Annotated in this window: 5 protein-coding genes; 2 read left to right on the forward strand and 3 right to left on the reverse strand. The window is 62.9% G+C overall.

Features of this window, described 5'->3' with window-relative positions:
- Positions 1-154 precede the first annotated feature (154 nt).
- Positions 155-3,121: a Tn3 family transposase gene (locus LPA37_RS27485; protein WP_229014241.1), complete on the reverse strand. Its 2,967-nt coding sequence runs from the start codon at positions 3,119-3,121 to the stop codon at positions 155-157.
- 153 nt (positions 3,122-3,274) lie between these two features.
- Here LPA37_RS27485 and LPA37_RS27490 point away from each other — a divergent pair, with 153 nt between their 5' ends.
- Positions 3,275-4,981 (forward strand): phage integrase family protein, encoded by a 1,707-nt coding sequence (locus LPA37_RS27490; RefSeq protein ID WP_229014242.1) that lies wholly within the window; start codon positions 3,275-3,277, stop codon positions 4,979-4,981.
- Between the two features lie 114 nt (positions 4,982-5,095).
- Here LPA37_RS27490 and tnpC read toward each other — a convergent pair whose 3' ends face one another.
- Together tnpC and tnpB are read right to left on the reverse strand one after the other, a co-directional pair.
- A complete protein-coding gene (gene tnpC / locus LPA37_RS27495; RefSeq protein ID WP_229014243.1) occupies positions 5,096-6,676 on the reverse strand; it encodes an IS66 family transposase in 1,581 nt (526 codons plus the stop codon).
- Between the two features lie 31 nt (positions 6,677-6,707).
- Positions 6,708-6,947, reverse strand: a complete 240-nt coding sequence (gene tnpB, locus LPA37_RS27500; protein ID WP_229014244.1) for an IS66 family insertion sequence element accessory protein TnpB — start codon at positions 6,945-6,947, stop codon at positions 6,708-6,710.
- 76 nt (positions 6,948-7,023) lie between these two features.
- Between tnpB and tnpA the strand changes: the two genes are divergently transcribed.
- On the forward strand, positions 7,024-7,437 hold the full coding sequence (gene tnpA, locus LPA37_RS27505; protein ID WP_229014245.1) for an IS66-like element accessory protein TnpA: 414 nt from the start codon (positions 7,024-7,026) through the stop codon (positions 7,435-7,437).
- Positions 7,438-7,487: the final 50 nt, after the last annotated feature.

Genomic DNA, 7,487 nt, shown 5'->3' on the forward strand with positions numbered 1-7,487 from the left:
GAGCATATGAGCTTCGGTGTTGCAATCGGCACATAGAAGCTACGTCCGCCCAAAGCGGCCATACGCGACGGACGGCTCATGGCCGCACTGCGCCGCTCAGCCAGCTTACTTGGGACAGTTGCCGCGCACAACACCCCACCAGGAAAGGCTAGCGCTAGTGGTCCCGGGCGGGACGCAGCGGCCGAAATCCACCGCGCCGCACGTTCTGGTCCTCGCGCCACACGTAATCGCTCGTCAGGTTGATGTGCTCCCAGCCAAGCGGTGAGAGATACGGTAACAAAACTGCATCGGGCGGGGTACCGCGTGCGACCATCGCGTGGACAGCCCGTTCGAGGTAGACGGTGTTCCACAGAACGATTGCGGCAGTGACCAGATTCAGGCCACTTGCACGGTAGCGCTGCGACTCAAAGCTGCGATCGCGGATTTCCCCAAGCCGGTAGAAGAAGACCGAACGTGCAAGCGCATTGCGGGCCTCGCCCTTGTTCAGGCCGACGTGAACGCGGCGGCGCAGTTCGACGTTCTGCAGCCAGTCGAGGATGAACAGCGTACGCTCGATACGACCGATCTCGCGTAGCGCAACGGCGAGGCCGTTCTGCCGCGGATAGCTGCCGAGCTTGCGCAGCATCAGTGAAGCGGTGACGGTACCCTGCCGGATCGACGTCGCCAGGCGCAGGATCTCGTCCCAGTTCCGCCGGATTGCCTTCTCGTTGTACGCGTCACCAATCATCGACTGAAGCGCCGGATAGTCCTTCACGCTGCCAGGCACGTACAGCTTCATGTCGTGGAGATCGCGGATGCGGGGCGCGAACCGGAAGCCCAGCAGGTGCATCAATGCAAAAACGTGATCGGTGAAACCGTTGGTGTCGGTGTAATGTTCCTGAATGCGCAGATCCGACTCATGGTATAGCAGGCCGTCGAGCACGTAGGTCGAATCGCGCACGCCGACGTTCACGAGGTTCGGGTAGAACGGCGCGTATTGGTCGGAGATGTGCGTGTAGAACATCCGGCCTGGTTCGGCGCCATACTTCGGGTTCACATGTCCGGTGCTCTCGGCGCGTCCGCCGGCCCGAAAACGCTGCCCGTCCGATGACGAAGTGCTGCCGTCACCCCAATGGGTAGCGAACGGATGGGCGAACTGTGCGTTGACCAGTTCGGCCATCGCCTGCGAATAGGTCTCGTCACGGATGTGCCACGCGTGCAACCACGACAGTTTCGCGTAGGTGGTCCCCGGGCATGCTTCCGCCATCTTTGTCAGCCCGAGGTTGATCGCATCGGCCAGGACCGTCGTGAGCAGCAATGTCTTGTCTTTTGCGCTCTCTCCGGTCTTCAGGTGCATGAAGTGGCGGGTGAACCCGGTCCACGCATCGACCTCCATCAGCAGTTCGGTGATCTTCACGCGCGGCAGCATGGTCGAGGTCTGGTCGATCAGCGCCTGGGCCGCCACGGGAACCGCTGCATCGAGTGGCGTGATTTTCAGGCCCGATTCCGTAATGATCGCATCGGGCAGTCCGTTTTCGGCCGCGAGCCGGTTGACGGTTGCCAGCCGCTCCTCCAGCAACAGCCGCCGCTCGTTCAGGTAACGGTCGCAGTCGGTGGTGATGGGTAGTGGCAGCGCCTTGTCCCGCCTGATCACCTGGAAATTTTCCGCCGGAAGCAGATAGTCGTCGAAGTCCTTGAACTGGCGTGAGCCCTGCACCCAGATGTCGCCTGATCGCAGCGCATTCTTCAGCTCGGCCAGCGCGCACAACTCGTAGTAACGACGATCAATACCGGTGTCGGTCAGGACCAGCTGTTTCCAGCGCGGCTTGACGAAGGCGGTCGGCGCGTCTGCGGGCATCTTGCGCATGCCATCATTGTCCATGGCCTTGATCAGGTTGACGGCGTTGAGCACATCGGTCGCCGCCGGCGCCGCGCGCAGTTTCAGGATTTCGAGGAAAGCCGGTACGTAGCGACGCAGCGTCGCGTAATGGTCGCCGATCTGGTGCAGGAAATCGAACGCTTCGGGCTGGGCCAGTTGCTCGGCCTCGCTGACACTTTTCGTGAATACCTCCCACGACATGACGGACTCGATGGCCTTGAACGCATCGCCGCCATTTTCCCTGGCCTTCAGCAAGGCGCGGCCGAGCTTCCCGTACAGTCTCACCTTGTCGTTGATCGCCTTGCCAGAACGGTGGAACTGCTGCTGGTGTTTCTTTTTCGCGGCATTGAAAAGCCGACCGATGATGCGGTCGTGCAGGTCGACGATTTCATCGGTGACTGTCGCTGTCGCTTCCATGACGATGGCCGCCAGGGTCGCGTGACGGCGCTGTGTTTCGAACTTCCCGAGGTCGTGTGGCGTCATCTGCGCGCCTTCGCGGGCAATCTTGAGCAAACGGTTCCTGTGTACCAGCCGGTCGAGGCCCGCGGGCAGCTCGACCGCGTGAAGGATTTTCAGGCGGTCGATGTGCTGCAGCATCTGCCGGGAACTCGCCTTGCCCGGCGGCAGTCGCAACCATGCCAGCCACGTCATGCGGCCGTCGTCCCGACGCTTCAGCAACTCGTCCAGTCTTTGCCGGTGACTGTCCGAAAGCGATTCCGTGAGCACGTCGTGGATGCGACGCGTCGCGCGGGTGACCGCTTCAGCACAGATCCGCTCGATCACATTCGTACCCGGCAACAGGATTGCCCGCCGGCGCAGATATTCGAGCAGCGCCTGCGCGAGTACGAGGCCCTTGTCGGTCTGCATTGCCAGGTCGACGAGCGCCAGTACCGCCGGACGGTAGTCGGCCACCGTAAGCGGACGCAGTTCCAGCGCCGCCTGCAGTTCGAGCAGATGCTCACGGCGCGTCTGGTCCCGCTGCGCGTACGCCTCCCAGTGCGACGGTGCAATGCTGAGTTGCCCGGCAACGAACTGCAGCAGCGGGGGCGGAGGCTCGACACCAGCGCTCAAAGCGAAGCCCGGAAAGCGCAAGCAGCAGAGCTGGACGGCAAATCCGAGGCGATTGGCCGTTCCTCGATGCTGCCTGATCAGCGACATGTCCTGTTCGCTAAACGTGTAGTTGCGAATGAGATCATCGTGGCTGTCCGGGAACGAAAACAGGCTGTCTCGCTCGGCCGGCGAGAGAATGGAACGACGGGGCATGGTGGGCTCGACAGAGGATGGGGATGGCGCTGACGGCGGGTTGTAGCACCGATTCCACTGGACTGGCGGTTTAGAAAAACAGGAGTGTAATACGATCCATTGCCATAATCCTTCTTATGGCAATGGTTGCCTTTCTACACTAAACTGCCGGACATGAAAACACGTCAGTCCCGGCCCACCTCGCGCACCGCCTCCGTGGAACTGCTGGCGTTTCCGGATGCCGACCAGCTTGCGGCGCTGCGTGGCTGGTATGCCGGCCTGTCGTCGCGGGCCGCCGTGGACCGCTACCTGTCTCACGCACGCGCGCCGGGCGCATCGGCGCGCGGCATCCTCGGCGCGATCCGCCGTCAGCTTGTCAACCTTGCCCTTGAACGCCAGCGCGCCGACCTTGCTGATCTGCTGCAACATCCTGTCGGTGACCGGCTCGCCCGGGCAGGCGCGGTCGCACACGCAATCGAAATCCTGCGTGCGTTGCCGGTGCCACAACCGCAGATCGCCGATGACATCGGCCTGTGGCTGACGCCGCGCGCGGCACGCGTACTGCGGGCGCATGGCATCACAACCCTCGCGGACCTGACCGTGCGGGTGCCGCGTCGACGCCGCTGGTGGACTTCGGTGCCCGGACTCGGCCAGACCAGCGCCCGGCAGATCGAGGTGTTCTTTGCCGCCCACCCGCAACTGACAGAACGCGCTCACGCGCTGATTGCCGTGACCGCGCCTGGCGTCGTGGTCCCATGGGAGCGGTTGAGGGTGCCGCACGAGGTGGATGGCTCCCGCGGCAGCTTCCGGGCGCCCCGGCGGGCCTGCGCGCTTGACGCGAACAACGACTATGACGCGGTTCACGCGTGGCTCGCGTTGCATGAAACGCCTGCCACGCACAGCGCCTACCGCAAGGAAGCTGAACGCCTGATCCTCTGGGCCATCGTCGAGCGCGGGCGGGCATTGTCCTCACTCACGACCGAAGATGCGATCGCGTATCGGAGCTTTCTGCGGCATCCCGCCCCGCGCGAGCGGTGGGTCGGACCGCCGCGGCCGCGCAACGCACCCGACTGGCGCCCGTTCTCTGGAAACCTGTCGGCGCGCTCGACCGCCTACGCACTCTCTGTCCTGGGTGCGTTGTTTCGCTGGCTGATCGAGCAACGCTACGTGCTCACCAATCCGTTTGCCGGCATCAAGGTGCGCGGCAAAACGCGCGTCACGCCACTTGACACGTCGCGTGGTTTCACGGAAGGCGAATGGGGGCTGGTTCGCACGATCGCCAACGGACTGGAATGGTCCTACGGCTGGGAAGCACCCGCCGCGCAGCGGCTGCGCTTCCTGCTCGACCTTTCCTACGCGACCGGTCTGCGTGCGAGCGAACTTGTCGGCGCGAGGCTTGGCGACATCCGTGCCGATGAACGCGGCGCCCACTGGCTCAATCTCGTGGGCAAGGGCGGCAAGCCTGGCAAGATAGCCTTGCCGCCCCTCGCGCGCGTTGCACTCAAACAGTACCTCGTCCAGAGGCGCCTGCCGGTGACACCGCAGCGCTGGGATCCGAAAGCCCCGCTACTGGCGAGTTTTGACGGAGAAGGAGCAACGGGCATCACCCGTTCCCGTCTGTGGTTCGTGATGCGCGGCTTTTTCCGCCTGGCCGCCGATGTCATCGGCACCGATCATCCCGTGCTGGCTGAAAAGTTGCGTCGCGCCAGCCCCCACTGGACACGCCATACCCACGCCACACATGCGCTCGCCCGCGGCGCGGAACTGACGACGGTGCGAGACAATCTCCGCCATGCCTCGATCGCGACAACCTCGATCTACCTTCAGAGTGACGAGGTCAAACGCTCCCGGCAGATGGATGAGGCGTTTGCCGCACCATAACTGGGTACCCAGCTCCGGGTTCATCGGCCTGGCGTGCTTTATTTGTATGCGATCCACGAACGACGCCCCTCAGAGTAAGGTGGCGGAGCGCGTGAGGTGTGGTAGTGATGCGGGTCAGCGGAGGTCGGCCGGCATTTTCCAAGGAAGCAACGCGTCGTAGTCGTCGACGGTCTTCGCCAGAGGCAGGCGCTGGAACAGCCAGGTGAGGTACCGGTAGGGATCGATGCTGTTTGCTTTGCAGGTCTCGACGAGCGTATAGAGATTGGCGCTCGCGTTCGCGCCTTCGACAGTGTCCGAGAACAGCCATCCGCGACGCCCCACGCAGAACGGTCGAATCGCATTCTCACAGGTATTGTTGCTGATGGGCCAACTGCCGTTCTCGACGTAGCGGATCAGCTTCGGCCACTGCATGCGCAGATAGGTCAGTCCTTTGCCGAGCAGGCTTTTCGGTACGACGCCGGACGATTGCTCGAGCATCAGCGCGTGGATGGCGTCGAGTACGCGCGCGCTGTATCGTCGTCGCAACCGCTGTCGTCGCTGTGCGATCCACGTCGCACTGCGCGCCTCGGCCGCGAACAGCTTGCCGATCAATTTGATGAAGCGCGTCGCCAGCAGATCGGGCGTTCGGGCGGCCTTTGGTACGCTGTCCTCTGCTTTGACGAAGTACCGTCTCAGGTGAACCCAGCATCCAAGGTGCACGAGCTGGTGACGCCGGGCGATGTCGTTGTAGGGCTCGTAGCCGTCGGTCATCATGACCGCGCCCTCGCGGATCCCGGTGAACAGCTTGTCGGCCAGCCTGGTGCCGCGCCCCGGTGTATAGCTGAAGCATCGGATGGGTACGCACGAATCGGTCATCTGCGCCCAGAGGTAACTCTTCGTTTGCGGCCGACGGCCCTTTTCCTTCAGCACCTGGAGTGTCGTCTCGTCGCAGTAGATCAGCTCGGCATCGAGCAGCGCATCGCGCATCAGGTTGATCACGGGTTGAGTCGCGAGACCCACACGGACCATGCTCGCAGCAATCGTGTTCGACGAGATGTCGCCGCCGAAGCGACGTAGCAGACCGGCCTGGCGATACAGTGGCATCCCGAACTGATACTTGCCGGTGGCGATCCATGCAAGCGCCGATTCGCTCAACAGCCCGCGAGGGATGATGCGAGGCGGCGCCGGCGTCACCTTGATGCCCAGATCGCAGCACGGACATGCATATTTGACGCGCTGGTGCTGGATCACGCGAAGCTGCTCCGGAATCACGTCGAGCTGCTCGCTGATCTCCACGCCGAACTCGACGAGCGCGTGACCATCGTTCACGCAGACGCGTTCGGCTTCGGGCAGCTCGTGCCGCACAACGTCGCGCGGCAGGTTGGGATCGAGTGGCTTGCGATGACCCCGCTTCTTGCGCGTATGTGCAGCGACCGTCGATTCTGGAGTATCTTCCTGAGCAGGAGTGCTGCTCGCGCCGAGCACCTCGGCTTCGTTGAACAGGCTGGGTTGATCTGAATCACGTGCCTCGCTTTTTGCGCCGAACAACTCGTGACGGTAGGCCCGGAGTCGTTCCTCAGCGAGATCGCGTTCCGCTGTCACGAGCCGCAGGGTGCCGCGTAATGCCTCCTGTTCTTCTCGCAACGCACGAGCGGCATCGCGTTCGGCGAGCAGCTCTTTCAGTTCCTCGGCGGTGATCGTGACGTTGACCGGCATGCCGGGTTAGACCAGCACACCGTCTGCCTGTTCAGCTCACACGCAGATATTCCCGCTTCGGATGTCGTCGAATCGTGGTGATGTCATCGCCATCGAGCAGCGCGTGCAGCACGTTGGTCGTCATCGTCACGACCTCAGCCTTGTTGTCGGGCCAGATGAAACGGCTTGCCTCCAATCGTTTCGTCATAAGCCAGAAACCGCTACCGTCCCAGCCAAGGATCTTGATCCTGTCGCGATGCCGGTTTCCGAAGATGTAAAGCGTAAGCGTCATTTGAAGGCCGTATCGACATCGACGTTGAGAGTGTCCAAAGTGATGTCCATCACTTCGAGTAGTGGGGACCACTTTGATGACAGAGATTGGCAGTGCTGGAAGCCGCAAGGGGCGGCCGAATTACGCGCCTGAATTCCGGCGTGAAGTTGCGATGGCAGCATGTGAGCCGGGCATCTCGGTGGCGAAGCTCGCGCAGTCGCACGGTCTGAATCCGAACATGGTGTTCAAGTGGCGCAGGCAGTACCGTGCCGGTCTGCTGGACAACAGGACGGCGCGCGAGACGGCCGTGTTCGTTCCGGTGGCGATGTCGCCGGATGATTTGATGGCGGTTTCGTCACTACCGGTGCCGACAGCGCAACTGCCATCGCACGCACAGGAAGCCGCGACTTCAGGTATTGAGATCGAGCTCAATGGCGCACGCGTGCGAGTGAGCGGGAAGGTAGACCCAGCCCAGCTGCGACTGGTGCTGCATTGCCTGAGGCCGGCATGATCGCGCTGCCGACCGGCACCCGCATCTGGCTCGCCGCAGGCGTCACCGAC

Origin of the sequence: Paraburkholderia gardini (assembly GCF_907164545.1) — a bacterium.
Lineage (GTDB): Bacteria > Pseudomonadota > Gammaproteobacteria > Burkholderiales > Burkholderiaceae > Paraburkholderia > Paraburkholderia gardini.